This is a genomic window from Paraburkholderia lebeckiae (assembly GCF_050436225.1).
GTDB lineage: Bacteria > Pseudomonadota > Gammaproteobacteria > Burkholderiales > Burkholderiaceae > Paraburkholderia > Paraburkholderia tuberum.
Genome location: NZ_JBNDLU010000002.1, coordinates 3,592,515 through 3,617,741, shown reverse-complemented (window position 1 = coordinate 3,617,741; position 25,227 = coordinate 3,592,515). Strand labels below are relative to the sequence as shown.

Below are 25,227 nucleotides of genomic sequence, written 5' to 3'. Positions count from 1 at the left end.
GCGCTGCGGGGCAGCGCTATGCCGCGCGCAGTTGGCGCAGCGTTTGCAGAAGCCGTCGAATGTCGAGCTGTTGCGCTGCAAGCTCCGGCGACGGCGGGCTGATATGCGGCACGACGCCGAGCAACGGCGCGTCGTACGCTTGCGCAAGATGCGCGCGAATCGACGCGATGTTTTCGTCGGGAAAGGTCATGTCCTGGTCGATGCGATTCGCGACCCAGCCCGCGAGCGTTAGACCGCGCGCGGCGATCGCTTCGGCAGTCAGCAGCGCGTGGCTGATGCAGCCGAGCCGCATGCCGACCACCAGCGCCACCGGCAGCTTCAGCGCGACGGCGAGATCGGCGGTGTCCTGCGTTGCGGTCAACGGCACACGAAAACCGCCGACACCTTCGACCACGACGACCTCGGCGAGCTTCAGCGCTTGGCTGTGGCACGCGACGATGTGCTCGAGATCGAACGAGACGTTTTCCAGCGCCGCCGCGATGTGCGGCGCGGCCGGTTCCTTCAGCAGATACGGTGTGCGCATGGCGGGCGGCAGCAGCACGCTCGACGCGGCGTCGAGCTGATCCGCGTCCTCGTTGTGCAGCACGCCGTTCACTTCGAACGCGCCCGCCGCGATCGGCTTCATCGCGGCTGCCTGCAGGCCTTCGCGCACGAAGCCGCGCAATAGCGCCGACGACACGAAGGTCTTGCCGATTTCCGTATCGGTGCCGGTGACGAACAGCGACAGCGCGCCGTCATCGTTAATCATGTTGCTCATGCCGCGCGCGCTCCGACTTGTTGCAGGCCAGCCTCGAGCCGGTCGAGATCCGCATGGGAGTGCGCGGCCGACAGCGAGATGCGCAGGCGCGACGTGCCGGTCGGCACGGTCGGCGGACGGATTGCGGGCACCCACAGCCCCGCGCGATCGAGGGACGCGGCGATGTCGAGCGTCGCATCGTTCGCGCCGATGATCAGCGGTTGCACGGCCGTATGCGAATCGACGGGCAGCCACGGCGTCGCCTTCAGCAACGCGCGCGTGCGTTCGATCAGTTGCTGGAGATGCGCGCGGCGCGCATCGCCTTCCTCGCCACCGATGATGCGCAGACTCGCCGACACCGCATGCGCGGCCGCCGGCACCGACGCGGTCGTGAAGATATACGGACGCGCACGCTGCACGAGCCATTCGATCACGGTCGCATGAGCGACGACGAACGCGCCGGAGACACCCGCCGCCTTGCCCAGCGTGCCGATCGAGATCAGATGCGGCGAGCGCAGCGCGGCCTGCGCGATCGCGCCACGGCCTTGCGGACCCAGTACGCCGAAGCCGTGCGCATCGTCGACGATCAGCCATGCGCCGTGCCGCTCGGCGAGTTCGAGCAAACGCGGCAGCGGCGCGATGTCGCCGTCCATGCTGAACACCGTGTCGGACACGATCACCTTGACGTCCGCCTCCGACGCTTCGAGCATCGCGCTCAATGCATCCACGTCGCAGTGCGGATAGATCTGCACATCCGCGCGCGACAGCCGCGCGCCGTCGATCAGCGAAGCGTGATTGAGCGCATCGGAGAACAGCGTCGTGCCGCGGCCCGCGAGCGCGGTCAGCGTCGCGAGATTCGCCATATAGCCGGTGCTGAAATACAACGCGCGGGCATCGTCGAGAAAGCCGCCGGCAAATTCGGCGAGATCGTCTTCGAGTTGCGCATGCGCACGCGAATGACCGCCGAGCAGATGCGAGCCGCCGCTGCCCGCGCCATACAGCCGCGCGCCTTCGGCGATCGCGTCGATCAATTGCGGATGCGCGGCAAGGCCCAGATAGTCGTTGCTCGCGAAGCCGATGATTTCACGGCCGTCGACCGTCATGTGCGCGGCGCATGGTGTGTCGGCGGTGCGCCGGCGTCGGCGCAGGCCGCGCGCGTCGATTTCCTTCAGGCCTTCGGCGAGTGTGTCGAGCAGATGCATCAGCGGGCCTCCGCGAGCGTGGCGTCGAAGGTGTCGCGCGTGCGCGTGGCGAGCAGCGCGAGTTCTTCGTCGTCGAGGATGTACGGCGGCATCAGGTACACGGTGGTGCCGATCGGGCGCAACAACAGCTCGCGTTGCAGCGCGTTTTCGAAGAAGCGGCGCGAGAACGTTTTGGCTTGCTGAGGATCGTCGATCACTGCGTCGAACGCGAAGATCGTGCCGCGCTGACGCAGATTGCGCACCTGCGCGTGCTCGGCGAGCGGCGCGAGCGCGGCCTCGAGCGTCGCCGATTTGCGCGCGTTGGCGACGAGCACGTCGTCGCTCGTGAACAGATCGAGCGTCGCGAGCGCGGCGCGGCACGCGAGCGGATTGCCGGTGTACGAGTGCGAGTGCAGGAAGCCGCGCGCGGTGTCGTCGTGATAGAAGGCCGCGAAGATCTCGTCGCGCGACAGCACGATCGACAGCGGCAGATAGCCGCCGCTGATGCCTTTCGACAGACACAGGAAGTCCGGCCACACGCCCGCCTGTTCGCACGCGAAGAACGTGCCGGTGCGGCCGCAGCCGACCGCGATTTCGTCGGCGATCAGATGCACGGCGTACTTGTCGCATAACGCGCGCAATCCGGCGACGTACGACGCGTCGTGCATTGCCATGCCGGCCGCGCATTGCACGAGCGGCTCGACGATCAGTGCGGCGATGCGGTTCGCGCGCGCCTCGAACAGCGCGCGCACATTGTCGAGCGCGCGGCGCGCGACGTCGGCGGCGGTTTCGCCCGCTTGCGCGAGCCGCGCATCGGGCGACGCGACGACGTGGGCGTGACGAATCAGCGGATCGTACGCGTCCTTGAACAGCGCGACGTCGGTCACGCCGAGCGCGCCGATCGTCTCGCCGTGATAGCTGTTGGCGATGCAGACGAATTCCTGCTTGTCGGCGTAGCCCCGGTTGCGCCAGCTGTGAAAGCTCATCTTCAGCGCGATCTCGACCGCCGACGCGCCATCCGACGCGAAGAACGCGTGGCCGAGCGTGTTGCCGGTCAACGCGTGCAGACGTTCCGCGAGTTCGACGGCGGGCTCGTGCGTGCAGCCGGCGAGCATCGCGTGTTCGAGCGTATCGAGCTGATCTTTCAGCGCCGCGTTGATGCGCGGGTTCGCGTGACCGAACAGATTGACCCACCACGAACTGATCGCGTCGAGATAGCGATGACCGGCGCGATCGTACAGCCACGCGCCTTGACCGCGCGCGACGGGGATCAACGGCAGGCGTTCGTGGTGCTTCATCTGCGTGCACGGATGCCACACCGCGCGCAGGCTGCGGGCGACCCAGTCTTCAGGGGCGACCGGGGGGACTGCTGACTTTTCCAAAGAGGTACTCCAAGGTGCTTTTTTGCCACGCACGCAAGCCTCGGCGAGTGCGCGGGGTCGAGATTAGCGGTTTATTTGGTCGCGCGCATCAACCGCGAAATGCTCGTTTTTCGCGGTGGCATCGAGGTTTAGCATCGTTCGATGCAGCTCGTTCGATTTCGTGAGGGAAGCTCGCCAATCGACGGAGATAGCGACGTCAAAGTAATGGGCTGTTACTGGCCAGAATGTGGGGTGACGAGGTGTTTTTTGCGGGGGAACGGAGCGCACAAGAAAAAGCCCGCCGATACGGCGGGCTTGCGGCACATCAGAATCAGGCGCGATTCACGCCTCTATTCGCACTTCACTCCCGGCTCGCAATCGCTTTCCGGCCGTTGGCATCGGCATCACCCGCATCCGCCGTCTGCGAGTTCTGATTGCCCCACACGACCGCGTTATCGACCGCATACAACCGGCACGGATCGGAGCTCTGCTTCTGGCAATTCGTCACCGCCACCGACATCGGATTGTCGCCGCCCTCGGCCCACGACCACGCGCCCGAGTCAGACACCGCGAACGCGCGGCTCGGATACTGATGCAGGAAGTTGCGATAGCCATTGCGGCCCTCGTTGTCGAGGTACGGCACCGAGTCGACCGCGTCGAGCGCGGCGAATCCGGTTGCCTTCGGCGCGGCCGGATCGGCGACGTGATACTGCACGGCAGTCGGCATACCGGCGCGTGCGAGGAACGCTTCGACGGCCGGCCACCATACGTGCACGCCGTCGCGGTCGCCGACCAGCCGATGCGCGTCGTTCTTGTAGTGGCCGAAGTCGACCATCTTCACGCTCGCGCCGTGTGCTTGGTACGCGGCGTACATGCCTGCCACGAGCGGCGCGTTCCACACCGAATCGTTATCGCCATAGAGCCACAGCGACGGCACCGCAGTCTTTTCGCCGTACGCGCCGAATGCGCGCGTCAGATTGCCTTGCCAGTCTTCGCAGGCGTCCTGGCGCAGACCGCCCGAGAAATTGATCAGCGCGCGCACGCCAGGCGCCGCTTCGGTGCCGTATGCGATCGTCGCAAGACCGCCATGCGAGGTGCCGGCCACCGCGATGTGCGTCGCATCGACATAAGGTTGCTTCGACATGTAATCGATCGTCGCTGCGACGTCGCCGGCCTGGCCAAGGCCGTTGCGCTCGACGTCGCAGCCGTCCTGCTCGTAGACGCCGTCCGAGTGACCGAAGCCCTGGCGGTTCGGCGCGACGACCACGTAGCCGCGGCGCACGAATTCGCGCGCGAACGCCAGCGGGTCGCTGCGTTCCTGCGTGCGCGGGTCGCCCGGAATCTTGCCGTGGTTGAAGACGATCATCGGGAACGGGCCGGGGCCGTCCGGCTTGTAGATCGTGGTTTCAAGCGTGACCGTTCCGGCGGCGTCGACCGGCACGCGGATGATCTTTTCGTTCAGGTGAGCGGTGGGCATGTAGACGTCGTCGTCCAGAGCGAGGCGCGGCACGCGGGCGCGCGACAGCGGTCCCTGGGTATCGCTCGACGGCGTCGCGTTATGTGCGGAATGGGACGAGTAGGCGAGCGGATCGGCGTGCGCGATCGTGACAGCACACGTGGCCGCGGCGCAGATCGCCGCACACTTCGTCAGAACTTTGCTCAACACCATTGACGCACCTGCTTTAAAGACCTGTCCTGAACTCCGTGCTGTCCGGTTGCGCAAAACGCTGCTGACATTCAGCTTTCGTTCGCGATTTCGACACAAACAGACTCACTCGCGAACGTTGCGGGAAGCACACGCACGCAAATCGAGATCACACGGGATGAACCCAACGGCCGGCGCGACCCCACGCGCCGAGGATGAACGTCACTTGATGCTGCCGGAGTCCGCGCGGCTCGCGTTCGATCAGCGGCCGGTCAGCCTTCCTTTGCATGTTGCGGAGCCGGTATGACCCGCTCTCGCAATGTGACGTCATGAAACTACGGACTCATCCTGGCACGACAATTTTGTTTTGTGCAATCAAGGAGAACCCGTGACGAAAAAATTGCTGCATGTGCGAACGAGGCTTCAAAGCCTTGCCGGGCAAGGGCCGGGGATATGTGGCGGGAAGCGATGAGTAAAGGTCGTGTAAGTGCTGTGGTGCGAGGCCAACGAAGAAGCCCGCGTGAAAGGAACGAAAAGAGGCCTTTGCACAGGCCTTTTATAAAGTTTGTCGAGAGCGAGTGAAAGGCACGAGAAAGCTTCGGCGCGGAATGCAGCGATTACTTAATCGTCGCGTGCTCTTCATTTACTCATTGACGTCGCCAGCGACATAACGCCAGCGGTCATCATCGCCGCGCACGAATCGACTCGATTCATGCAACCGATAAGCACGTCCCCCCACTTTGTAGCGGGCGATGAATTCGACGGTCGCGTGATCGGCATCGCTTTCGGCGAAGCCTTTGATCTGCAGTCCGAGCCAACGGGGCGCGTCGGGCGCGGTGGGATCGACGTCGAGATCGGCGGGGCAGGTGCTGGGGTCCCACGTCGCGCGCAGGTAGTCGGTTGCACCGAGCACGTACGCGCTATAGCGCGAGCGCATCAGTTCGAGCGCACGCGGCGCCGCTTCGCCGCCGTCGATATAGCGGCCGCAGCATTGCGCGAAACGCGGGGCTTTGGTCGCGGTGCCCCCTCGTGCGTCGGGCGCCGCGCCGCCGCACGGACAGTCGACAGGTCTTTGCAGTGACAACAATGGCTTGTTCATTGAAATTTCAGTTGAGCGCGCGAGCGATCAGGATCTTCTGGATGTCGCTCGTGCCTTCGTAGATCTGGCACACGCGCACGTCGCGGTAAATCCGCTCGACCGGGAAGTCACTCAGATAACCGTAGCCGCCGTGAATTTGCAAGGCGGCCGAGCAGATACGCTCGGCCGCTTCGGAGGCGAACAGTTTTGCCATCGCGGCTTCGGTCAGACACGGCTGGCCCGCGTCCTTCAGCGACGCCGCATGCCAGATCAATTGACGCGCGGCTTCGAGTTGGGTCGCCATCTCGGCAAGACGGAACTGCACCGCCTGGTGCGAGAACAGCGGCGTGCCGAAGCTCTCGCGTTCTTTTGCGTAAGTCAGCGCCGCCTCGAACGCGGCGCGTGCCATGCCGACGCTTTGCGCAGCGATGCCGATGCGCCCGCCTTCGAGACCCGACAGCGCGATCCGGTAGCCTTCGCCTTCCGCGCCGATCAGGTTCGCGGCCGGCACGCGGCAATCCTCGAACACGATCTGCGCGGTATCCGACGAATGCTGGCCGAGCTTGTCTTCGACGCGCGCGACCACGTAGCCCGGCGTGCCGGTGGGCACGACGAACGCGCTGATGCCGCGCTTGCCAGCGGCCTTGTCGGTGACGGCCATCACGATCGCGACGTCGCCGTTCTTGCCGCTCGTGATGAACTGTTTGACGCCGTTCAGCACGTACGCGTCGCCGTCGCGTGTCGCGGTGGTGCGCAGCGCCGACGCATCCGAGCCCGCTTGCGGCTCGGTCAGACAGAATGCGCCGAGCATCTCGCCGCGCGCGAGCGGCGTCAACCAGTCGCGCTTCTGCGCGTCGTTGCCATAAGCGAGCAGGATGCTGCACACGGGGCAATTGTTCACCGAGATCGCGGTCGACGTGCCGCCGTCGCCGGCCGCGATTTCTTCGAGGATCAACGCGAGCGCGAGCGCGTCCATGCCGGCGCCGCCATACGCTTCGGGCACCAGCACGCCGTAAGCACCCAGCTCGGCGAGCTGCCGGTGCACGTCGCGCGGAAAGCTGCGCTCGCGGTCCCATTGCGCCGCGTACGGCGTGATCGCTTCGCGCACGAAGGTGCGCAGCGCGTCGCGCACCATCAGGTGATCCTGATCAAGCACCATGAGCGTGTCTCCGGTCCCATGCAACGTAGTTGTCTACCAGTCGAGCTGCGTGCCGTCGTGCTGAAAGAAGCGGCCGTGGAACGCGTCGCGCGATGCCGCCGCCTGCGCCAGCACCTCGCGCATCCCGGCGACGCTGTGCGCCGGATCGAGCGCGGCCTGCGCGCCGCCCATGTCGGTGCGCACCCAGCCCGGATGCAACGACACGCAGGTCGCGCGCTGCGCGTCGAGAGACGCGAGCTTCAGCACGTCGTTCAACGCAGCCTTGCTCGCGCGATATAGCCAGCCGGTCGTGCCGCTTGCGTCGGCGATGCTGCCCATGCGACTCGAAATCACTGCGAGCACGCCGTCCGTTTCCTCGACGAGCGGCAGCAGGATTGGCAGCAGCTGCATCGGACCGCGCACGTTCGTGTGCATCACGTAATCGAAGTCCTCGGCGGTGATCGTTTCGATGCCTTCGGTGCGCGGACCGTACACGCCCGACACCAGGATCGCGGCATCGAGCCGTTCGCCGTCGAGCTTCCAGCCGAGCGCCGCGATGTCTTCGGGCGCGGTGACGTCGAGCGCGAAGGTTTCGGCGCCGAGTTCGCTGAGCGCGTCGAGCGCGGCGCCGTCGCGCGCGGTCGCGAGCACGCGCCAGCCGCTCTTTCTGTACTGCCGGACGAATTCCTGGCCGATGCCTCGCGATGCACCGACGATCAACACTGTTTTCATCGTATTCCTCGAAGTTTTGGTGGCTGCGTCAGATCAGTTCGACACCCATCGCGGTCGCCTCGCCGCCGCCGATACACAGCGTCGCGACACCGCGCTTCAGCCCGCGATTCTTCAGCGCGCCGATCAGCGTGACGAGAATGCGCGCGCCCGAGGCGCCGATCGGATGGCCTAACGCGCACGCGCCGCCGTTCACGTTGACCTTGTTGTGCGGTAAATCATGCTCCTTCATCGCGGCCATCGTGACGACCGCGAACGCCTCATTGATCTCGTACAGATCGACTTCGCCGGCGCGCCAGCCGTTCTTCCCGAGCAGCTTGCGGATCGCGCCGACCGGCGCGGTGGTGAACTTCGCGGGCGCCTGCGCGAACGTCGAATGACCGACGACGCGCGCGAGCGGCGCCACGCCGAGCCGTTTCGCGGTCGACTCGCGCATCATCACGAGCGCGGCCGCGCCGTCCGAGATCGACGACGAGTTCGCCGCCGTCACGGTGCCGGTCTTGCTGAACGCGGGTTTCAACGTGGGTATCTTGTCGAGATTGGCCTTGAACGGCTGCTCGTCGCGCGCGATCGTGACGTCGCCGTTGCGGGCCGCTACGGTGACCGGCGCGATTTCCCAGTCGAACGAGCCGTCCTCGTTCGCGCGCTTTGCGCGGTTCAACGACTCGACCGCGAACGCATCCTGCGCCTCGCGAGTGAAGTCGAACGACGCCGCGCATTCCTCTGCGAACGCGCCCATCAGACGGCCTTTGTCGTAGGCGTCTTCGAGGCCGTCGTAGAACATGTGGTCGAGCACCTGGCCGTGGCCCATGCGCATGCCGCCGCGCGCTTTCGGCAGCAGATAGGGCGCGTTCGTCATGCTCTCCATGCCGCCCGCGACGATCACGTCGAGCGAACCTGCGGCTAGCATGTCGTGCGCGAACATCGCCGCCCGCATGCCGGAGCCGCACATCTTGTTGACCGTCGTGCAGCCAGTGGCGAGCGGCAGACCCGCGCCGAGCGCGGCCTGGCGCGCGGGCGCCTGGCCGAGGCCGGCGGGCAGCACGCAACCCATCACCGCTTCGTCGATCTGCTCGGGCTTCAGCCCCGCTCGTTCTACTGCCGCCTTGATCGCGACCGCGCCGAGTTGTGGCGCGCTCAGCGACGCGAAGTCGCCCTGAAAGCCGGCCATCGGCGTACGCGCCGCGCTGACGATCACGATCGGATCGGCGTGAATACCACTTTGATTTGCGTCACTCATGGTTCAGCTCCTTTCATAGCTTGGATGGCTACCGCCGCGCGTTGCCTGCTGCGAACCCTCGTGGGATTCATCAAGCCACGCGCACATCTGGCTCGTTCGCCTGCGCATCGGTTGCTTCGGCGAACCGCTCCGGATAGCGCACGCAAAAGCGCACGCTCCGGTCGTACGGGAAAAAATCGGGCAGCTCGCCCTTCAACAGAAAATCTTTGTATCGCTGCCACAGCTCGGGCTCGAAGAAATCCGCGTGATGCCGCATGAACGAGCGCCGCACACGTGGATCGCCGAGCAGGAACGTGCCGTATGTCTCCGGGAAAATATCGTGCGGACCGACCGCGTACCACGGCTCGTTCGATATTTCGTCTTCCTCGTTGCGCGGCGCCGGCACCGCACGCACGTTGCAGTCGGTCAGGTATTCGATCTCGTCGTAGTCGTAGAACACGACGCGGCCATGTCGCGTGACACCGAAGTTCTTGTACAGCAAGTCGCCGGGGAAGATATTCGCCTGGATCAGCTCCTTCACCGCGTTGCCGTATTCGTTGATGCCGTGCTCGACGTCGTCGTCGTTGCCGTTCTGCAGGAACAGATTGAGCGGCACCATGCGTCGCTCGATGTACAGATGGCGAATCACGAGGTTGTCGCCGTCGTACTCGATCAGCGACGGCACTTCCTTTTCGAGTTCGCGCAACAGCGTTTCGTCGAGCCGCGCGAGCGGCAGCGCGACGCTCGAATATTCGAGCGTGTCGGCCATCCGGCCGAGCCGGTCATGACGTTTGACGAGCAGATACTTCTGCTGGATCTGCGCGCGCGTGGTTTCCTTCGGCGGCGGAAAGTTGTCCTTGATCAGCTTGAACACATAGGGGAACGACGGCAACGTGAACACCAGCATCACGAGCCCCTTGATGCCGGGCGCGACGATGAAGCGGTCACTCGAATGCTTCAGGTGATGCAGCAGATCGCGATAGAACAGATTCTTGCCCTGCTTCTGCAGACCCACCGACGTATAGATTTCCGCCTTCGGCTTGCCCGGCATGATCGTGCGCAGAAACTCGACATACGCGGACGGCACTTCCATGTCGACCAGAAAATACGAGTGCGAGAAGCTGAAGATGATCAGCAACTGCTCGCGCGTGAGCAGCACGGTGTCGAGCGCGAGCAGGCCCGGTTTCACGTGACGCAGCGGCACCGCGAACGGCAGCAGCGCTTCGCCGTTGATGATGCGCCCGACGATATATGCAGCCTTGTTGCGATAAAACAGCGACGACAACACGTGAATCTGGAAGTTCGGCGCTTCGTCGAACACGCCGAACGCTTCGCGAATCGACTGCATCACGCAGGCGACGTCGCGCGTCAGATCCTCGAACGGCGGATCGAGCTGGAAGTTCGTGACGACCCGTTCGAGCGTTGTGGCAAGTCCATCAGTACCGGGGTAATACGCGCGGTAGGTCGGCTTCGCGGCCGGTTCGTCGTTCTCGATGTATTCGGTCGAGATCGCCGGGCGCACGAAAATGAAATCGTTGTTGAAGTACGAGCGGTGCAGAATCTTGCAGGAAACCGAATTAAAGAAGGTTTCCGCGCATTCCGGCTGACGGTGCGTGGTCAGGAGGCCGATGTAGTGCAGCTTGATCTGCTGCCACACTTCGCCGTCGATGTTCTCCGCGTCGTACTCGTCTTCGAGCAACTGCACGCATTCCTGCACGCGATCGTCGTACGACGTGATGCGGTCTCGCGCGAGCCTTTGCAGGCCGTGCCAGTCGCCGGCTTCGAACAGCGTCTTCGCGTGGATCGCCGCGTCGCGAAAGATCCGGTAGTGACGGTCGAATCCTTCGAGCATCGTCTGCGCGACGTCGAAACCGATTTGCGACGATAACAGCTTGGGGAAATGATTCATCACGCGCGCTCCGCAAACGCCGGTCAGAGTCAGGCCGCTTCAGGCAGGCTTCGCGTCGTGCCTCGCGCCATCGAGCAGCGCGCGCGCCTGCGCTTCGTACTGCGCGAGATCTTCGAGCGTCGCGTCGAGATCTTCGCGCTGACGTTCGAGCACTTCGCGATGACGCGCGACCGTGGCGAGAAACGCGTGCAGTTGCGGCACGGTGTCGGTCGGCGATTCGTAGGCGTCCAGCAGGTCGCGAATCTCCGATAGCGTAAAGCCAAGCCGCTTGCCGCGCAGCGTGAGCTTCAGACGCGTGCGGTCGCGGCCCGAATAGACGCGCCGCAAGCCGCTCGAACCCTCGCGACTCGGTGCGAGTAAACCCTGATCTTCGTAGAAACGGATCGCGCGTGGCGTGACGTCGAATTCGCGCGCGAGCTCGGTGATCGTGTATTGCGTATTCATCGGGACATCTCGTAGCCGCTTGGCCGGCACAAAACCGGATTGGACGATAGAATCGACGTTTACGTTATCGTCAACCTGAGCGGAAAGCAACCACAACCCGGCCGACCGGCATCGCACACCTCGCCATGCCGGAGGGTCGTCGGAGGAAGACAGTCCCCATGAATGCACTCGAACACCAGCTCGAATACCCCTTCAACGACACGATGCCCGACGCGGGCCGCACGATGGAAGTCGCGCCCGGCGTGCTTTGGCTGCGCATGCCGCTGCCATTCGCGCTCGACCATATCAACCTGTGGCTGCTGCGCGATGAGATCGACGGCCAGCAAGGCTGGACCGTGGTCGATTGCGGCATCACGTCGGACACAATCAAGGCGAATTGGGAGAGCGTGTTCGAATCGGTGCTCGACGGCCTGCCGGTGCTGCGCGTGATCGTCACGCATTGCCATCCGGATCACATCGGCCTCGCGCATTGGGTGTGCGGCGGTGGCGATAAAAAGCGTTGGGATGCGCGGCTGTGGATGACGCTCGGCGAATACATGCAGGCGCGCGTGATGGCAACCGGCGATGGGTCTAACGCGGGTGGCGAGGCGGCGGCGCGGCACTTCGCGCGGCACGGTCTGACCGACGCCGAATCGCTCGAGAAACTGCGCAATCGCAATAGCTACTACGCGAGCCTCGTGCCGGCGATTCCGGGGCAATACCGTCGTTTGCGCGAAGCCGAGGACGTGAGGATTGGCGGTAGGACGTGGCGCGTGGTGACGGGCTTCGGCCACTCGCCGGAACACTGTGCGCTGCACTGCGCGGAAACCCGCACGCTGATTTCCGGCGATATGGTGCTGCCGCGCATTTCGACCAACGTGTCGGTGTTCGATATCGAGCCCGAGGGTTCGCCGCTCGAACTGTATCTGGAGTCGCTCGGCCGCTACGAAACGATGCCTGAAGACACGCTCGTGCTGCCGTCGCATGGCAAGCCGTTTCGCGGCGCGCGCACGCGCATTCAGCAACTGCGCGAGCATCACGACGCGCGGCTCGCCGAAGTGCGCGAAGCATGCGCGGAAAAGCCGCGCAGCGCCGCCGATATCGTGCCGTTGATGTTCAAGCGCCAGCTCGATATCCATCAGATGACATTCGCGATGGGTGAGGCGCTCGCGCATTTGCATCTGCTGTGGCGGGCGGGGGATTTGAAGCGGACGCAGGATGCGGATGGGGTGATTCGGTTTGCGGCGGTGTGATCTCGGCCGTTGGCTGCGGGCGTAGAAACGAGGACGAATAGGTCCGCGCTACGCGGAGGCACTGAGCGGCGCAACGATGCCAGGCGTCCTTTCGCGCGAACTACTTCAACGGCAAGTCAGAGGCAGCGTCGCGTAGTTGCTGGGCTCGCCGGTTGTAGAGTTCACTTTGCAAGCAACTCAGCTTCTTGCCTGAGGAAAATTGCATTAGGAATCGGTCTGGCGGGCCAAGGCCCGAGATCGCGTCGAAAAAAGGTTACGCAGTGTCAGGTGCAACCAGCCAATTCGCGCGTTGAATAAAAAAAGCCCGGTTCAAAAACCGGGCTTTCTTGCAGGGCCGCGTGCGCTAACCGCAGTGCAAAATCACTGCACCACCACCGCCCCGAAATTCTGCCGACCAAACGGACTCACGTGATACCCGCTCACGTTCGTGCGCGTGATCGCGGCAGCGGTCGGATAGCCGAGCGGAATCCACAGCGCTTCGTCATGGATGATCTGCTGCGCGGCTTCGTACGCTTTGGTGCGCTTGGCGATATCGGCCGTGGCCTTGCCGTCGGCGATCAGCTTGTCGAGATCCTGATTACAGAAGCGCGCGAAGTTGATGCCCGACTTAACCGCGTTGCAACTGAAGAGCGGCGACAGATAGTTGTCCGGATCGCCGTTGTCGCCGGCCCAGCCCATGAACAGCGTGTCATGCTGACCCTGCTTCGCCTGCTTGATCAGCTCGCCCCATTCGATCACCTTTACGTCCGCCTTCACGCCGATCTTCGCGAAGTCGGCCTGCAGGAGTTCGGCACCGGCCTTCGGATTGGGATTGAGCACGCTGCCATTCGGACGCACCCAGATCGTTGTTTCGAAGCCGTTCGGATAGCCCGCGTCGGCGAGCAGCTTCTTCGCCTTCGCCGGGTCGTACGGCCAGCCCTTGATCGAGTGGTTGTAGCTCCACGTATTCGGCGGAAACGGGTTCACGGCTGGCGTCGCGGTGTTGTCGAACACGGTCTTCAGATATGTCGTGCGGTCGAACGCCATGTTCAGCGCGGCGCGCACCTTCTGGTTTTCAAGCGGCTTCTGCTGCGTGTTCAGCGCGACGAAGGCCGTCATGAACGCGGGCGTCTGCACGATCGCGAGCGACTTGTCGTTCTTCGCGTCGGCGAGATCCTGCGGCTTCGGGGACAGCGCGATCTCGCATTCGCCAGCCTTCACCTTCTGCGCGCGTACGGTCGCGTCGGGCGTGATCGCGTAAATCAGGCGCTCGATCTTCGGCTTCGGCCCCCAGTAGGTTGGGTTCGCGTCATAACGGATCACCGCGTCTTTCGTATAGCTCTTCAGCACGAACGGGCCGGTGCCGATCGGCTTCGCATTCAGATCGACCGGCTTGCCGGCCTTCAGCAACTGGTCCGCGTACTCGGCCGAATAGATCGACGCGAAGCCCATCGTCAGGATCGGCACGAACGTCGCGTTCGGCTCGTTCAGCTCGAACTTGACCGTGTTGTCGTCGACCTTGGTAATCGACTTGATCAGCTTCGGCAGCCCCATCGATTGCGCATGCGGGAAGCCGCTCGCGCCCGCCACCTTGTGCCACGGATTGCTGTCGTTGAGCATGCGGTCGAACGTGAAGATCACGTCGTCGGCATTCAGCGCGCGGGTGGGCTTGAAGTAGTCGGTGGTTTGGAACTGCACGTTGGGGCGCAGGTGGAACGTGTACGTCAGGCCGTCGGGGCTCACTTCCCACTTGTCGGCGAGCGCGGGCACGACCTTCTTCGCGGCTTCGTCGAACGACACCAGCGAGTTGAAGATCACGTCGGCCGATGCATTCGTCGTGACGAGCGAATTGAACTGCACGACGTCGAAGCCGTCGGGGCTCGATTCGGTACAGACGGTCAACGGTTTGGCGAGCACGAGCGCGGGCGCGGTGAGCAGGATGGCGGCTGCGAGCAGTTTGAAGCGCATAGGATCTCCGGTAACGAGCGCAGTCAGGCAGTGCGTCTGGTTGTGTTTATGGCGGCGATGCGTGAGCGGGCAGGTCAGCGGTCCCGACGCGCGCGTCGCCACGATTGTGATACGTTCCCGGCGCCGTCGTACAGGTCGGGCGATCCCGGCCTGAGGCATGGGGGCCGGCCTTCGAGGCCTGGCCGGCGGCGCGCCTTCGCGCAAGCTTATCGAAGGGCCATTTTGGCGACAACACTTTAATCGACATATCCATATGGGGGCGGCGCGCCCATGCTGCCGCCTCAGGCTGCGGCGGCCTGACGCAGCAGGTAGCCGATGCCACTTATTGCGCGCACGCCGTACCACGACGTCATTTCCCCATCGATCAGATCGATGCGCTTGCCGGTGAGACGCGGATCGCGCGCGAGCGCATCGCGATGCGCGGCCGTGAAGCGGTACGGCTCGCTCGACAGCAGCACGCGCTCGACCTGCGCGAGCCACGGCGCGTCGTCGAAGTCGAGCGTGGGATAACGCGCGGCGCCCGCGCTGCCGCCGCGCACGTCGGGCAGCGTATGCCAGTTCACGAGGCGCAGCATCGCGGCGATGTACGTGTCGCGTGCGACGCTCATCCACGGTTCGCGCCAGATCAGGTACAGCACGCTCTGCGCGGCGAAGGCGTGAGCGGCGGCTTCGCGCAGACGCGCTTCGAGCGAGTTGCTCAAGCGCCGCGCTTCTTCTTCACGTCCGAAGATCGCGCCGAGCAGCGCGAACAGCGCGAGGTTGTCGCGCGGCGTCTGCGGATGGGTGACGACGATGTGCGGCACGAACGCGCGCAGTTGCTCGACGGTGTCGCGTTCGTTCTCGTCGACATTGACGATCAGATGGGTGGGGCGCAGCGCGCGGATCGCGTCCAGTTTGACGGCCTTCGTGCCGCCGACTTTCGGCACCGCCCGGACCTTGTCGCGCGGATGCACGCAAAAGCCGGTGCGCCCGACGATCTGCCGCTCGAGGCCGAGCGCGAACAGCGTTTCGGTGAGGCTCGGCACCAGCGACACGATGCGCGCGTCGGTGCCCGCGGATTCGTGCGCGACGCCGGCTGCATCGACGGCACGGGACTGCATGGCTTACTCGGTGGCGGCGCGCGGCTTGCGCGGCGCGCGTTCGAACACGCGGTCGTAGAGCCAGCGCGGCAGCACATGCAGCAGCATCGCGGCCACGCGCATCTGCCACGGAAACACCGCGAACGATGTCTGCCGTTCGATCGCCCGCGCGACCTTCGCCGCGAAACGGTCGGCGTCCATCAGGAACGGCATGTTGTACGGATTGTGCTCGGTCATCGGCGTGCGGATATAGCCAGGCGCGATCGTGACGACCCCGACGCCGAACGGCCGCATCTCGACGCGCAACGCCTCGAGATACTTCAGGGCCGCCGATTTCGACGCGCTGTACGCGCCCGAACCGGGCAAGCCGCGCACGCCCGCGAGGCTCGCAATGCCGACCAGCGTGCCGCGCTTCGATGCGGCCATCGCGGCGGCAAATGGCTCGAACGTCGCGACCATGCCGAAGTAATTGATGTCCATCACCTCGCGGAACGTGCGCAGATCGCCGTGACCCGCCAGCGCGCCGCGGCTGATCCCGGCGTTGGCGATCACGACGTCCGGCAGGCCGTGCGCGGCGATGAAGCGCGCGGCCGCATCGGCGAGCGCTTCCGCGTCGCGCACGTCGACTGCATAGATCGAGACGGTGTTCTGGGGATGGGACCGCTGGAACGCGGCGAGCGCGTCGCCGCGGCGGGCGACGAGGCCGAGAATCGCGCCGCGCCGTGCGTATTCGCCGGCGAGCGCGAGGCCGATGCCGCTCGAAGCGCCGGTAATGAAAACCTTCAGCGGAGAGGTCATACCGGCGCCTCGTGATTACATCTTCTTGGCGCGGACTTGCGAGACGAGGTAGTCGAGCACCTGGATCGTGCCCGGCAGGGTGCCGGTCGCGGCCGGGCCGGTTTCATACTTGCCCTGCACCGCGAGCGTCGGCACGCCATCGATCTTGTAGTCGTCGAGCAGCTTCTTGTCCTTCTGCAGCGCGCTTTGCGTCGAGAACGAGTTGTACGCTTCCATGTACTTCTTCGGATCGACGCCGAGCGTCGCGAGGTATTTGCTCTGGTCTTCCGGCGTCAGCAGATAGTTCTTGTTGACGTGGATTTCGTTGAACACCTTCGGCGTCAGTTCGTTCGCGACGCCGAGCGCGTCGAGCGCGTGGTACATCTTCGAGTGCGGGATGAAGTCGTCGCGGAAGGCGACCGGCACGCGGCGGAACACGACGTCCGGGCCCTGCTTCTTGACCCAGGCTTCGAGGAACGGGTCGAATTCATTGCAATGCGGGCAGCCGTACCAGAAGAATTCGGTGACTTCGATCTTGCCGGCCGGCACGTCGGTCGGTTGCGGCGAGGCCAGCACGGTGTAGTCCTTGCCGGCAACCGGCGCGGTCGGCGACGCATGCGCGCTGGCCCCGATCAGGCCCAGCGAGAGAAACAGGATGCTCAGCAGCTTTTTCATGTTGTGTAGACCTAGATAAGGCGGTAGCGCGGCGACGCCATGCGAAAGGCCCGTCGCCGCTGGTCGGATTCGGTGTGGCCGCCCGCCACAATACAGGTCGAAGCGGCCATCGTGCTTGTGACCCGCGCGCCGCGCGGATAGTTCTACGCACCGTGCGAGCCGGCATTACCGTTTATTTATTGTTTGGTGAAGCGGATCACCGCGGTATCGACACCCGCGTCCGACAGACGCTGACGGCTCGAATTCATGTCCTCGAACTTCGAGAACGGCCCGATGCGCACGCGGTAGTACGTGACGCCGCCGGCATCGCGCTGGGTGACCTTCGATTCGAAGCCCTGGAACGCGAGGCGCGCGCGTTGCTGTTCGGCATCGGCGGCGGTCTTGTACGCGCCGACCTGCAGGAAATAGCCGGTGTTCGCCTCGCCCGGTGCCGGAGCGGCAGCCGAGCCCGGCTTGGCGTTGGCGGCCGTGGTCGCGTTCGGGCTCTTAGGCGCGGAGCCTGCCGCGGTGGCGGCGGGCGCGCTCGACGTCTGCGGCTTCTTCGCCGGCGCCGGCGCGACGATGCCGCCGGTGCCGTTCTCTTGCGCGGGATTCGGCGCGACCGCCGTGCCGTTGTTATTTGCGTTGCCAGTCGACGGCGGCACTTCGACGATCTGCGGTTCTTCGAGCATGCCCGACTGGGTCTGGGCGTTGGTCTGGCCCGGCGCGGTGTTCGGCGGAGCCGGTTGCGCGGCCTGCGGCACCGGCTGGCCCGGCGTCTTGCCCTGCAGCGGACGGTTCGGATCGTATTGCGCCTGGCTCGCACCGTTGTCGGTCGCCGCTGGCGGCGCGACCTTCGACACGAACGGCGTAGGTGCACGGGTGATATACAGCGCCACCACTACCGCGATCGCCAGGCCGACGATCAGGCCCAGCACGATGCCGAGAAAAGTGCCCCCGGTTTGTTTCGATTGCTTTGTTGTGCGGCGTGGTTTTGCCATCGTACGAATCACCTGCAAAAAGAATCCAGGAACGGCCGCCGATTATAACGACGGCCGCGCGCATATTACGCTAGAGGAGTTACATCTTGACGGGAGCGGAGACGCCGATCGTCGCGAGACCGTTGGCCAGCACCTGGCGCGTGGCCGCGAGCAGCGCGACGCGAGCGTTGCGTTCGGCCGCATCGTCGACCAGCACGCGCTCGGCACGGTCATTGTAGAACGAGTGAAATTCGCCGGCGAGTTCGCGCAAGTAGAAGGCGACCGCGTGCGGCGCGAGTTCGTCGGCGGCGTGCTGCAGCATGTCTGGGAATTCGGCGAGCTTGTTGAGCAGCGCCATCGAGCGCTCGCTTGTCAGCGGCGCAAGATCCACGCTTGCGAGCGCGTTCTCGTCCAGGCCGTAGCGCGCGTTGCACTCGGCGATCACCGAGCAGATGCGCGCGTGCGCATACTGCACGTAGTGCACCGGATTCTCGTCGTTCTGCTTCAGCGCGAGGTCGATGTCGAACACGAACTCGGTGTCCGCCTTGCGCGAGATCAGGAAAAAGCGCACTGCGTCGCGGCCGCGGCGAATGGTTTCCTCGTCGATCAGATCGACGGCCGCTTCCGAGCCCGGCGTCGCGCCGCCCGACCATTCGATCAGGTCGCGCACCGTCACGTAGCTGCCCGCGCGCTTCGAGATCTTCACCTCTTCGCCGTTGCGCATGACCGTGACCATCTTGTGCAGGATGTAGTCTGGGTAGCCCTTCGGAATGCCGATGCCGAGACCCTGCAGACCTGCGCGCACACGCGCGATCGTGCCGTGGTGATCCGAGCCCTGCACGTTGATGACCTTGGTGAAGCCGCGCTCCCACTTCGCGACGTGATAGGCGACGTCCGGCACGAAGTACGTGTAGGTGCCGTCGGTCTTGCGCATCACGCGGTCTTTGTCGTCGCCGTCGTCGGTGGTGCGCAGCCACAGCGCACCTTCCTGCTCGTAGGTCTTGCCCGCGGCGATCAGCGCGTCGACCGTTTTCTCGACGCGGCCTTCCGTGTACAGCGACGATTCCAGGTAGTACTGGTCGAACTTCACGCCGAACGCCTGCAGGTCCATGTCCTGCTCGCGACGCAGATACGTGACCGCGAAGCGGCGGATCGCCTCGAGGTCATCGACGTCGCGCGCGCCGGTGACGGGCTCGCCGTCGCTCGCCGCGACCGTGATGCCGTCCAGATAGTCTTTCGCGATGTCGGCGATGTACTCGCCGTTATAGGCCGACGCGGGCCAGCCTTCGTCGCCGGGGGCGAGGCCGCGTGCGCGTGCCTGGGTCGACAGGGCGAGCGTGTGGATCTGCACGCCGGCGTCGTTGTAGTAGAACTCGCGGTGCACGTCCCAGCCCTGCGACGCGAGCACGTTCGCGAGCGCGTCGCCGAGCGCGGCCTGGCGGCCGTGGCCGACGTGCAGCGGGCCGGTGGGGTTGGCGGACACGAACTCGATCAGCACGTGCTTGCCGGCGTCGCGCCGTGAGCGGCCGTACGCGTCTTTCTCGGCGAACACGGCGGCGATCACGCCTTGCTTGGCTGCGGCCGTGAGCCGCAGGTTGATGAAGCCGGGGCCCGCCACTTCGGCGGTGTCGATCAGGCCTTTGGCCTGCGGATTGACGAGCAGTGCATCGACGATCTGTTGCGCGAGCTGGCGCGGATTGGCGCGCAGCGGCTTGGCGAGCTGCATCGCGACGTTGCACGCGACGTCGCCGTGCGCGGCGACTTTCGGGCGCTCCAGCGCGATGGCGGGCGAGACGAAGGCGGCTTCCGTCGCGCCTTGGGTGGCAGTTGCGACCTGCTTCACCGTCTCGGCGAGCAGTGTTTCGAGTGTGTGTTTATGTGCGGGCAGCATGCTTGTTGCGAGTCCAGTGAGGCAATCCGGTAAGGCGGAAGAGGCGCCGGCCGAGGCCGGTGTCGCAAGTGTAGAACGCCGCCGCGCTTTGCGGCGCTGATGGCCCCGCTGCCGGCAGACTGTCCCCCAGGCGATGCGACGAGACGCAACGCAAGCAGCGCAACGCGGTGGGCTCCGCTCGGCGGCCCGCCGGCACGCAGGCTCGCGCGGCATGCGGATTGCGGCCGATGGTTCGACGCCCCCGCCTGCACACGTGCGCGATGCTCGTCGAGCCTTGCCATACGTGGCGCTGGGCGGCGCGCTTTTCCGTTCAGACGGATTTTAGCAGGTGCTAATATGTTCAATGAGTTGCCCACGAGGGGCTGTGGCCGCCGCGCCTTGCCGGCGCCACGTCAGGCGCGCGCTGTTGCCGCCCTTGGGACGCTCATGCGTTAGCCCGACATAACGAAAAAGGGAACAGTCATGCTGATTACTTTCAAGTGCCACGCCTGCCCGGACGTGATGATGCTGGAGAATCTGGCGCAGTATCTGGTCGGCATTGTCGGCAAACGCCTTGGGCAGAGGGGCGTCATTACTCACGACGAACTGGGCCCGGCCATCGAGAAGCTCGAAGCGGCGATCACCTCCGACAAGCAGGAGCGCGCCGAGCACGAGGGCCATTTCCACGAGGGCGAAGACGGCCGCGATCGTCACGAGATTCCGCCCGGTCTCGCGCAGCGCGCGTATCCGTTCCTCGACATGCTGCGCGCGGCGCAGAAGGAAAACGCGGATATCGTCTGGGGGCTTTGATTTCTGCTGGGTCCCGAGCGCCGCGGCCCGGTCTCGGAAGGCCTGCATAAGCGCTTTTGGGGCGCACTCAAAGAAAGGAGCCCGCTTGACGCGGGCTCTTTGTCATTCAGAGGGCTTGTCCGCCTCGCCGCTCACTGGCTCGCGGGGGCCGCCGACGCTGCCGCGCCTTTCTTCATCTTTTGCTTCTTCGCCTTTTTGACATGCGCCTCGGTGGGGGGCGAGTAGGAGCTGACCGCGCTCGATCCGCCCGGCGCGGCGGGTTGTGCGAGCGCCACGGAAGCGTCCGCGGCCAGCGAAACAGCGGTCAATAACAGTGTCAGCTTCTTCATACGATTTTTCTCCGTTGACGGTTGCAATCTCGGTAAGCCGGCGCGTTGTGCTCGCGCCTGACGGGATGAAAGCCGACTCAGTCTACAAAGCCGAAATTGCCGTGGCGCCAAATATTCAGTCTTTCGGACTCGATATAGTCGCGCACGCGCGGCTCGGGCCGCACGGCCCGGCCACGTATCGCTTCATGCTCAAAGCAACGGCGCCAACGCGCGCTCGGCGTCCGCTTTCGTGAGAGACATCCGCTGCGCGTAGTCGTCGAGCTGATCCGCGCCGATCTTGCCGACCGAGAAATAGGTGCTGTCCGGATGCGCGAGGTAGAAACCCGACACGCTCGCGGCCGGCAGCATCGCCAGCGATTCGGTCACGCTCATGTTGATTTCGTTCGCCTGCAGCACGTCGAACATGTCGCGCTTGACGAGATGGTCGGGGCAGGCCGGATAGCCTGGCGCCGGGCGGATGCCGCGGTATTTTTCGGCGATCAGCTCGTCGTTGGAGAGGGTTTCGCTGTTCGCGTAGCCCCACAGGTCGCGCCGCACGCGCGCGTGCAACGCTTCGGCGAATGCTTCGGCGAGCCGGTCCGCGAGTGCCTTCAGCATGATCGCGCTGTAGTCGTCGAGATCCTTCTCGAACTGCTTCTCCTTCACGTCGACGCCAAGACCCGCCGTCACCGCGAACATGCCGATGTAGTCGGCGACGCCCGAGTTCTTCGGCGCGATGAAGTCGGCCAGCGAGCGGTTCGGTCGCATCACCCCGTCGACCACCGGCCGCACGCTCTGTTGACGCAGATTGCGCCACGTCAGCGCGACTTCGGTGCGCGATTCGTCCGTGTAGATTTCGATGTCGTCGTCGTTCACCGTGTTGGCCGGCAACAGCGTGATCACGCCGTTGGCCTGCAGCCAGCGGCCCTGAATCAGGCGCGCGAGCATCGACTTGCCGTCGGAGAACACGCGCCGCGCCGATTCGCCGACGATCTCGTCGTTGAGAATCGCCGGATATGGGCCGGCGAGATCCCACGTCTGGAAGAACGGACCCCAGTCGATATAGTTCGCGAGCTCGTTCAGATCGAAGTTCTTGAACACGCGCCGGCCGATGAACTTCGGCTTGACCGGCTGATAGGCTGCCCAGTCGATCTTCGTCTTATTGGCGCGCGCTTGCGCGAGCGTGACCATCGGCTGTGCTTTTCTGTTCGCGTGCTGATCGCGGATGCGGTTGTAATCGGCGTTCAGTTCGTCGATGTACTTCGCGGCGCCCTCGTCGGACAGCAGGCTCGAGGCGACCGATACCGAGCGCGACGCGTCCGGGACGTAGACCACCGGCCCGTCGTAGTGCGGAGAGATTTTCACCGCCGTGTGCACACGCGAGGTCGTCGCGCCGCCGATCAGGAGCGGAATCTTCTTGACGCGGAAGTAGTCGTCGCGCTGCATTTCCGATGCGACGTAGGCCATTTCTTCGAGACTCGGCGTAATCAGGCCCGACAGCCCGATGATGTCCGCGCCCTCGACCTTGGCCTTCGCAAGGATTTCGCTGCACGGGACCATCACGCCCATGTTGACCACTTCGAAGTTATTGCACTGGAGCACCACCGACACGATGTTCTTGCCGATGTCGTGCACGTCGCCCTTTACGGTTGCGATGACGATCTTGCCCTTCGCGCGCACGTCGCCGCCGGCGGCCGCGAGCTGGCGCTTTTCTTCCTCGATGAACGGGATCAGATGCGCGACCGCCTGCTTCATCACGCGGGCCGACTTCACGACCTGCGGCAGGAACATCTTGCCCTGGCCGAACAGGTCGCCGACGATGTTCATGCCGTCCATCAGCGGACCTTCGATCACGTTGATCGGACGGCCGCCTGCAGCGGCGATCTTCGCGCGCACTTCCTCGGTGTCTTCGACGATGAACGTGGTGATGCCGCTCACGAGCGCATGCGCGAGACGCTTCTCGACCGGCTGGTTGCGCCACTCGAGGTTCTCTTCCTTCTTCGCGGCGCCGCTCTTGAACTTGTCGGCGACTTCGAGCAGGCGGTCGGTGCCGTCTTGACGGCGATTCAGCACGACGTCTTCGACGAGTTCGCGCAGTTCGGGATCGAGCTCGGCATACACGCCTAGCTGGCCCGCGTTGACGATGCCCATGTCCATCCCCGCCTGGATCGCGTGATAGAGGAACACGGTGTGAATCGCCTCGCGCACCGGATCGTTGCCGCGGAACGAGAACGACACGTTTGACACGCCGCCGCTCACCTTCGCGTACGGCAGGTTCTGCTTGATCCAGCGGGTCGCTTCGATGAAGTCGACCGCATAGTTGTTGTGCTCCTCGATGCCGGTCGCGATCGCAAAGATGTTCGGATCGAAGATGATGTCCTCGGGCGGAAAGCCGACTTCGTTGACGAGCACGTCGTACGAGCGCTTGCAAATCCCGGTCTTGCGCTGGAACGTATCGGCCTGGCCCTGTTCGTCGAACGCCATCACGACGGCGGCCGCGCCATAGCGGCGAATCAGTTTCGCATGATGAACGAACGCTTCCTTGCCTTCCTTCAGCGAGATCGAGTTGACGATCGCCTTGCCCTGCACGCACTTGAGACCCGCCTCGATCACGTCCCACTTCGACGAGTCGATCATGATCGGCACACGCGCGATGTCCGGCTCCGACGCGATCAGATTCATGAAGCGGACCATTGCCGCTTTCGAATCGAGCATCGCCTCGTCCATGTTGATGTCGATTACCTGCGCGCCGTTCTCGACCTGGTGGCGCGCGACGGCCAATGCTTCGTCGAACTGATTGTTCAGGATCATTCGCGCGAACGCCTTCGAGCCGGTCACATTGGTGCGTTCGCCAACGTTGATGAAGAGTGTCCCGGACGTGACGTTGAACGGCTCGAGGCCGGCAAGGCGCATGGTGTGATCGGTCATGGCGTGTGTGCGAGTCGGGTGCGTGCGTTAAGGGACGTGCAGTGCGTGCAGGCGTCGGGGCGAAGTGTTTCCGGCGGACTCAGGCCGCGTCGCGATACTGGCTCGGCCACTTGCGCGGCTTCAGCTCGGCGAGCGCCTTCGCGATCGCCGCGATGTGCTCGGGCGTCGTGCCGCAGCAGCCGCCCGCGATGTTCACGAGCCCCGCTTGGGCGAATTCCTTCAGCAGGCCAGAGGTATCCGCGGGCAATTCGTCGAAGCCGGTGTCGCTCATCGGGTTCGGCAGGCCGGCGTTCGGATAGCACGACACGTAGGTGTCGCACAGCTTCGCGAGCTCGGCGATGTACGGACGCATCAGCGCCGCGCCGAGCGCGCAGTTCAGGCCGAACGTGAGCGGCTTCGCGTGACGCAGCGAGTTCCAGAAGGCCTCGACGGTCTGGCCCGACAGAATGCGACCCGACGCATCGGTGACGGTGCCCGAGATCATGATCGGCAGACGCTCGCCGGTGTTTTCGAACAGCTCGTCGAGCGCGAACAGTGCGGCCTTCGCATTCAGCGTGTCGAAGATCGTTTCGACGAGGAACAGGTCCGCGCCGCCGTCGAGCAGCGCTTTCGCCTGCTCGTAGTACGCGGCGCGCAGTTCGTCGAAGGTCACGTTGCGCGCGCCCGGATCGTTGACGTCCGGCGAAATGCTGGCGGTTTTCGGCGTCGGGCCGATCGCGCCGGCGACGAAGCGCGGCTTGTCCGGCGTTGCGTATTTGTCGCACGCGACGCGCGCGAGCTTCGCCGATTCGATGTTCATCTCGACGGCGAGCGATTCCATGCCGTAGTCGGCCTGCGCGACCGTGGTCGCGCCGAACGTGTTGGTCTCGATGATGTCCGCGCCCGCCGCGAGATACTGCTCGTGAATCTCGGCGATGATCTGCGGCTGGGTGATCGACAGCAGTTCGTTGTTGCCCTTGATGTCGCGCGCGTAGTCCTTGAAGCGCTCGCCGCGATAGCTGGCTTCGTCGAGCTTGTAGCGCTGGATCATCGTGCCCATCGCGCCGTCCAGAATCAGGATGCGCGAGTTCAGCAGCGCGGGCAGCGCTGCGCCGCGGGTGTAGGCGGGCTCCGAACGGACTGGCATGATGGATTGAGCAGGCTGGGTCATGGCGGACGAGGGCTTGCGCCGGCGTTGGCGGAAAGCCTGTCATTGTAGCCGC

20 protein-coding genes and 1 pseudogene are annotated in these 25,227 nt (G+C 64.6%); 2 read left to right on the top strand and 19 right to left on the bottom strand.

Annotated elements, in window-relative coordinates:
* Positions 1 to 16: 16 nt before the first annotated feature.
* The 10 genes from bioD to OKW45_RS31225 all read right to left on the bottom strand — a co-directional run bounded on the left by bioD (position 17) and on the right by OKW45_RS31225 (position 11,440).
* The gene (bioD, locus tag OKW45_RS31270; RefSeq protein WP_429472859.1) at positions 17 to 757 is read right to left on the bottom strand and encodes a dethiobiotin synthase; all 741 of its coding nucleotides are present in this window, start codon (positions 755 to 757) and stop codon (positions 17 to 19) included.
* Entirely contained in the window at positions 754 to 1,938 is a 1,185-nt protein-coding gene (gene bioF / locus OKW45_RS31265) for an 8-amino-7-oxononanoate synthase (protein ID WP_429472858.1), read from the bottom strand. The genes bioD and bioF overlap by 4 nt, the downstream gene beginning before the upstream one ends.
* Positions 1,938 to 3,299, bottom strand: coding sequence for an adenosylmethionine--8-amino-7-oxononanoate transaminase (gene bioA / locus OKW45_RS31260; protein ID WP_429472857.1), 1,362 nt, complete (start codon positions 3,297 to 3,299; stop codon positions 1,938 to 1,940). Before bioA ends, bioF begins: the two co-directional genes overlap by 1 nt.
* 340 nt (positions 3,300 to 3,639) lie before the next feature.
* Positions 3,640 to 4,947 carry a dienelactone hydrolase family protein gene (locus tag OKW45_RS31255; RefSeq protein ID WP_429472856.1) on the bottom strand — a complete coding sequence of 436 codons (1,308 nt, stop codon included), beginning with the start codon at positions 4,945 to 4,947 and terminating at the stop codon, positions 3,640 to 3,642.
* A 619-nt stretch (positions 4,948 to 5,566) separates the two neighbouring features.
* Positions 5,567 to 6,022, bottom strand: a complete 456-nt coding sequence (locus OKW45_RS31250) for a YchJ family protein (protein ID WP_429472855.1) — start codon at positions 6,020 to 6,022, stop codon at positions 5,567 to 5,569.
* Positions 6,023 to 6,029: 7 nt separating this feature from the next.
* Positions 6,030 to 7,160: an acyl-CoA dehydrogenase family protein gene (locus tag OKW45_RS31245; RefSeq protein WP_018419237.1), complete on the bottom strand. Its 1,131-nt coding sequence runs from the start codon at positions 7,158 to 7,160 to the stop codon at positions 6,030 to 6,032.
* A 33-nt stretch (positions 7,161 to 7,193) separates the two neighbouring features.
* A complete protein-coding gene (locus OKW45_RS31240; RefSeq protein WP_429472854.1) occupies positions 7,194 to 7,871 on the bottom strand; it encodes an SDR family oxidoreductase in 678 nt (225 codons plus the stop codon).
* Positions 7,872 to 7,899: 28 nt separating this feature from the next.
* Positions 7,900 to 9,108, bottom strand: a complete 1,209-nt coding sequence (locus tag OKW45_RS31235) for an acetyl-CoA C-acetyltransferase (protein ID WP_429472853.1) — start codon at positions 9,106 to 9,108, stop codon at positions 7,900 to 7,902.
* Positions 9,109 to 9,178: 70 nt separating this feature from the next.
* Positions 9,179 to 10,996, bottom strand: a complete 1,818-nt coding sequence (gene aceK, locus OKW45_RS31230) for a bifunctional isocitrate dehydrogenase kinase/phosphatase (RefSeq protein WP_429472852.1) — start codon at positions 10,994 to 10,996, stop codon at positions 9,179 to 9,181.
* Between the two features lie 39 nt (positions 10,997 to 11,035).
* Complete coding sequence (locus OKW45_RS31225; protein WP_018419241.1) at positions 11,036 to 11,440, bottom strand: MerR family transcriptional regulator; 405 nt, start codon at positions 11,438 to 11,440, stop codon at positions 11,036 to 11,038.
* A 158-nt stretch (positions 11,441 to 11,598) separates the two neighbouring features.
* Here OKW45_RS31225 and OKW45_RS31220 point away from each other — a divergent pair, with 158 nt between their 5' ends.
* Entirely contained in the window at positions 11,599 to 12,672 is a 1,074-nt protein-coding gene (locus OKW45_RS31220; RefSeq protein WP_429472851.1) for an MBL fold metallo-hydrolase, read from the top strand.
* Between the two features lie 360 nt (positions 12,673 to 13,032).
* Here OKW45_RS31220 and OKW45_RS31215 read toward each other — a convergent pair whose 3' ends face one another.
* The 6 genes from OKW45_RS31215 to argS all read right to left on the bottom strand — a co-directional run bounded on the left by OKW45_RS31215 (position 13,033) and on the right by argS (position 20,000).
* Positions 13,033 to 14,619: an ABC transporter substrate-binding protein gene (locus OKW45_RS31215; protein WP_429472850.1), complete on the bottom strand. Its 1,587-nt coding sequence runs from the start codon at positions 14,617 to 14,619 to the stop codon at positions 13,033 to 13,035.
* A 281-nt stretch (positions 14,620 to 14,900) separates the two neighbouring features.
* Complete coding sequence (locus tag OKW45_RS31210; RefSeq protein WP_429472849.1) at positions 14,901 to 15,719, bottom strand: helical backbone metal receptor; 819 nt, start codon at positions 15,717 to 15,719, stop codon at positions 14,901 to 14,903.
* Positions 15,720 to 15,722: 3 nt separating this feature from the next.
* On the bottom strand, positions 15,723 to 16,496 hold the full coding sequence (locus OKW45_RS31205; RefSeq protein WP_018419245.1) for an SDR family oxidoreductase: 774 nt from the start codon (positions 16,494 to 16,496) through the stop codon (positions 15,723 to 15,725).
* A 15-nt stretch (positions 16,497 to 16,511) separates the two neighbouring features.
* On the bottom strand, positions 16,512 to 17,150 hold the full coding sequence (locus OKW45_RS31200; RefSeq protein WP_018419246.1) for a thiol:disulfide interchange protein DsbA/DsbL: 639 nt from the start codon (positions 17,148 to 17,150) through the stop codon (positions 16,512 to 16,514).
* 176 nt (positions 17,151 to 17,326) lie between these two features.
* Positions 17,327 to 18,130, bottom strand: a complete 804-nt coding sequence (locus OKW45_RS31195; RefSeq protein WP_035470531.1) for an SPOR domain-containing protein — start codon at positions 18,128 to 18,130, stop codon at positions 17,327 to 17,329.
* Positions 18,131 to 18,209: 79 nt separating this feature from the next.
* Positions 18,210 to 20,000: an arginine--tRNA ligase gene (gene argS / locus OKW45_RS31190; protein ID WP_429472848.1), complete on the bottom strand. Its 1,791-nt coding sequence runs from the start codon at positions 19,998 to 20,000 to the stop codon at positions 18,210 to 18,212.
* Positions 20,001 to 20,462: 462 nt separating this feature from the next.
* Here argS and OKW45_RS31185 point away from each other — a divergent pair, with 462 nt between their 5' ends.
* Positions 20,463 to 20,789: a DUF1840 domain-containing protein gene (locus OKW45_RS31185; protein WP_018419249.1), complete on the top strand. Its 327-nt coding sequence runs from the start codon at positions 20,463 to 20,465 to the stop codon at positions 20,787 to 20,789.
* 131 nt (positions 20,790 to 20,920) lie between these two features.
* On the opposite strand, the gene OKW45_RS31180 is transcribed toward OKW45_RS31185, so the two are convergent.
* From OKW45_RS31180 to OKW45_RS31170, 3 genes and pseudogenes are all read right to left on the bottom strand, one after another.
* On the bottom strand, positions 20,921 to 21,118 hold the full coding sequence (locus tag OKW45_RS31180) for an acid-shock protein (protein WP_187618044.1): 198 nt from the start codon (positions 21,116 to 21,118) through the stop codon (positions 20,921 to 20,923).
* A 189-nt stretch (positions 21,119 to 21,307) separates the two neighbouring features.
* Positions 21,308 to 24,037, bottom strand: a pseudogene (gene metH, locus OKW45_RS31175) (methionine synthase); the annotation flags it as partial.
* A gap of 67 nt (positions 24,038 to 24,104) precedes the next feature.
* Positions 24,105 to 25,175: a homocysteine S-methyltransferase family protein gene (locus tag OKW45_RS31170; RefSeq protein WP_429472847.1), complete on the bottom strand. Its 1,071-nt coding sequence runs from the start codon at positions 25,173 to 25,175 to the stop codon at positions 24,105 to 24,107.
* Between the last annotated feature and the right edge of the window lie 52 nt (positions 25,176 to 25,227).

Excerpts from the sequence above, each read along its gene's own strand:
- bioD (WP_429472859.1), bottom strand. The coding sequence starts at position 757 with ATGAGCAACATGATTAACGATGACGGCGCGCTGTCGCTGTTCGTCACC.
- bioF (WP_429472858.1), bottom strand. The coding sequence starts at position 1,938 with ATGCATCTGCTCGACACACTCGCCGAAGGCCTGAAGGAAATCGACGCG.
- OKW45_RS31255 (WP_429472856.1), bottom strand. The coding sequence starts at position 4,947 with ATGGTGTTGAGCAAAGTTCTGACGAAGTGTGCGGCGATCTGCGCCGCG.
- OKW45_RS31250 (WP_429472855.1), bottom strand. The coding sequence starts at position 6,022 with ATGAACAAGCCATTGTTGTCACTGCAAAGACCTGTCGACTGTCCGTGC.
- OKW45_RS31245 (WP_018419237.1), bottom strand. The coding sequence starts at position 7,160 with ATGGTGCTTGATCAGGATCACCTGATGGTGCGCGACGCGCTGCGCACC.
- OKW45_RS31240 (WP_429472854.1), bottom strand. The coding sequence starts at position 7,871 with ATGAAAACAGTGTTGATCGTCGGTGCATCGCGAGGCATCGGCCAGGAA.
- OKW45_RS31235 (WP_429472853.1), bottom strand. The coding sequence starts at position 9,108 with ATGAGTGACGCAAATCAAAGTGGTATTCACGCCGATCCGATCGTGATC.
- aceK (WP_429472852.1), bottom strand. The coding sequence starts at position 10,996 with ATGAATCATTTCCCCAAGCTGTTATCGTCGCAAATCGGTTTCGACGTC.
- OKW45_RS31225 (WP_018419241.1), bottom strand. The coding sequence starts at position 11,440 with ATGAATACGCAATACACGATCACCGAGCTCGCGCGCGAATTCGACGTC.
- OKW45_RS31220 (WP_429472851.1), top strand. The coding sequence starts at position 11,599 with ATGAATGCACTCGAACACCAGCTCGAATACCCCTTCAACGACACGATG.
- OKW45_RS31215 (WP_429472850.1), bottom strand. The coding sequence starts at position 14,619 with ATGCGCTTCAAACTGCTCGCAGCCGCCATCCTGCTCACCGCGCCCGCG.
- OKW45_RS31210 (WP_429472849.1), bottom strand. The coding sequence starts at position 15,719 with ATGCAGTCCCGTGCCGTCGATGCAGCCGGCGTCGCGCACGAATCCGCG.
- OKW45_RS31205 (WP_018419245.1), bottom strand. The coding sequence starts at position 16,496 with ATGACCTCTCCGCTGAAGGTTTTCATTACCGGCGCTTCGAGCGGCATC.
- OKW45_RS31200 (WP_018419246.1), bottom strand. The coding sequence starts at position 17,150 with ATGAAAAAGCTGCTGAGCATCCTGTTTCTCTCGCTGGGCCTGATCGGG.
- OKW45_RS31195 (WP_035470531.1), bottom strand. The coding sequence starts at position 18,130 with ATGGCAAAACCACGCCGCACAACAAAGCAATCGAAACAAACCGGGGGC.
- argS (WP_429472848.1), bottom strand. The coding sequence starts at position 20,000 with ATGCTGCCCGCACATAAACACACACTCGAAACACTGCTCGCCGAGACG.
- OKW45_RS31185 (WP_018419249.1), top strand. The coding sequence starts at position 20,463 with ATGCTGATTACTTTCAAGTGCCACGCCTGCCCGGACGTGATGATGCTG.
- OKW45_RS31180 (WP_187618044.1), bottom strand. The coding sequence starts at position 21,118 with ATGAAGAAGCTGACACTGTTATTGACCGCTGTTTCGCTGGCCGCGGAC.
- OKW45_RS31170 (WP_429472847.1), bottom strand. The coding sequence starts at position 25,175 with ATGACCCAGCCTGCTCAATCCATCATGCCAGTCCGTTCGGAGCCCGCC.